Origin of the sequence: Bizionia saleffrena (genome assembly GCF_008086175.1) — a bacterium.
Lineage (GTDB): Bacteria > Bacteroidota > Bacteroidia > Flavobacteriales > Flavobacteriaceae > Bizionia > Bizionia saleffrena.
Genome location: NZ_VSKM01000036.1, coordinates 1 through 2,204, shown reverse-complemented (window position 1 = coordinate 2,204; position 2,204 = coordinate 1). Strand labels below are relative to the sequence as shown.

Annotated in this window: 3 protein-coding genes; all 3 read right to left on the bottom strand. The window is 31.1% G+C overall.

From position 1 onward, the window contains the following. On the bottom strand, positions 1-259 hold a 259-nt coding region (locus ES676_RS14510), incomplete at its 3' end, for a hypothetical protein (protein WP_148371041.1). 229 nt (positions 260-488) lie between these two features. Continuing rightward, positions 489-1,115: a DUF6705 family protein gene (locus tag ES676_RS14505; protein WP_148371040.1), complete on the bottom strand. Its 627-nt coding sequence runs from the start codon at positions 1,113-1,115 to the stop codon at positions 489-491. After that, positions 1,108-2,204: type 1 glutamine amidotransferase family protein (locus ES676_RS14815; protein ID WP_215731661.1), on the bottom strand; the 1,097-nt coding region annotated here is incomplete at its 5' end. The genes ES676_RS14815 and ES676_RS14505, both read right to left, overlap by 8 nt.

Here is a 2,204-nt window from a genome sequence, read left to right as displayed (position 1 = left end):
CTAAGGTTTTATTTTGAGAATTATTAGATTTTTTATTTCTTAAATTAGAGGATAGTTTTGTTAGCTTTCTTGTAAGTGTGGTATTTTCTGCTAACTTAGATTTGTCAATTTTTGAGATTTTAAAATCAGTTTGGTTACTATTCTTTTTTTGTTCAATTTGTATTAAATCATCATCTTTTTGGCAACTAGATAAGACGAATGTAACCCCGAAGAGCAACATTACTAGTTTTAAATACTGTTTACATTTTCTTTTTTTCATTCGTTTCGTTGGTTTTAAAAATTAGTGATTTTAACTATTAAAAACCAAGTGTATAATAATAATAACAATCTCACAATACCTTTTTATACCATTCATCGAAAACCTCAACTTATTTGCACTTTTCGTTACGGTAAAAACCGTAATTGGAGTGAAAACTCACTTTTAAATATTAAAAAAAGCCACTACTTGCGTAATGGCTTTGTAAAGTCTTTTATAGCTTTGTTATACTTTATTGTTTAATTAACACATATCTACCAAAAGGCAAGTTAGGCTCTTGTGGTGCACCAACTGGAATTATAGAAGACCCCTTTTTAGCAAAATCTATTTGCATTTTATCGGCAACACCAAATTCACTGATGTGACGAAGCCCCATATACATTGTTCCTACGAGATAACTTAAATTCGGGTTGGGATCACTAAAATCTACCTTTATTCTTTTTTCTGTATTATCACAATTTGAGCAACCTGGAAATTCTCTTTTCAAAATAACAAAACTACTTGTTAAATTATGGTCATATAAGTTTGATAAACTGTTTAAATTAGATAAAGTATTAATTTTTTCAACTCCATCTTCAACATACCTATATTCCCCGATTAAAATATCACTATATATTCTACTTTGTACTTGTGTGTTTTTTTGAAAAATTAGAGTTAATGTAGTATTACCATTAGTGTAAAGCCAAGTTCCCGCGAATTTATCAAGTAGATTATTAACATCTTTTAGATATGCTCCGTCTACTAATTCAGTTTGTCTGTCTGCAATGTCTATTACTGGACTTTGTGCTCTACAAGCTAGTGTTGTAGCTATTAAAATTATTAAAATTATATTTCTCATTTTTATTGTTTTATTATTCATTACAAGGTTTTTTAACTACATCACTGTTTGCTGTATCCCCATTTACTAAAATTAACTCCTCCCAACCTACAGGCTCTCCATTATATTCTGTAGTCTTAAATAATGATATACCTAAATCATATTTAATATTTATATGCTTTAAGAATATTTTCTGGTAATCTTCAGCAGTTCCATTAGGATTAGAAAAATTATCAGTTTTCCTTCTGTATTGCGAATCTAAAAAACGCTTAAAATCTTTTCTACTCTCTTTTTCAGCCCAAATAGTGTTTAAATGTTGCAGTTTAGTTAAATCTTTTATTTTTATCGCATAAGTGCCTTGATAAGTTACTATTAAATGGACAAATAAAGAACTGTTTATTAGACTACTTGGATTGCTGTATATTTCCGTGAATTCTAACAAGTCCTTTATGTCTTTATGAGAAAACATAGGTTCGTAGTCACTATCTAAATCTGGATGTGTATTATTCAAATGTAAATGCAATCCGCCGTAAACAGATGGAACTTTTGAATAATTACAATAACCTTCACCTGTATTATTAGAATTAACTTTAACAAATAAAGGCTCTAAATTTGAGTTATGCCTAATTTCGTATCCTTCTTCACTTGCTCCATCTAAATTATTTTTTAAATCTGCGATTGCCTCTTTAAGAGTTTTATAAGGAGCAGGAACAGAGCCGGGTTCTATATCTAATAATTCTTGTAATTCCTCACAGTTTTTTTTATGAATAAGATCATCTATATCTAATTCCTCTGGACAATCATCACCTCTACAAGGTGTTGTTGGTGTTGTAACACCTCCATTGCTTGATGAACCACCACTACCCCCGTTATTGGTTTGGCTTCCGCTTGTATCCCCGGTGTTTGTAGATCCTGTATCATTACCCACTGGTTCGCCAGAATCTCCCAAGCTTCCTGCCCCACCTCCTCCGCTGGGCGTGCAAGTTTCTGTAATTACTATACTATAAAAATCAATACCACAATCACCATAACCTATAGAATCATTATGATCACCAGAACTACAATATTCTTCAATTGTATAAGTACAGCCTTCTTTACTCAAAAATCCAGTTACAAAACTGTCGTTATCGA

Bases quoted from the DNA above. Each gene is read 5' to 3' on its own strand.
- ES676_RS14505 (WP_148371040.1), bottom strand. From the start codon at position 1,115: ATGAATAATAAAACAATAAAAATGAGAAATATAATTTTAATAATTTTA.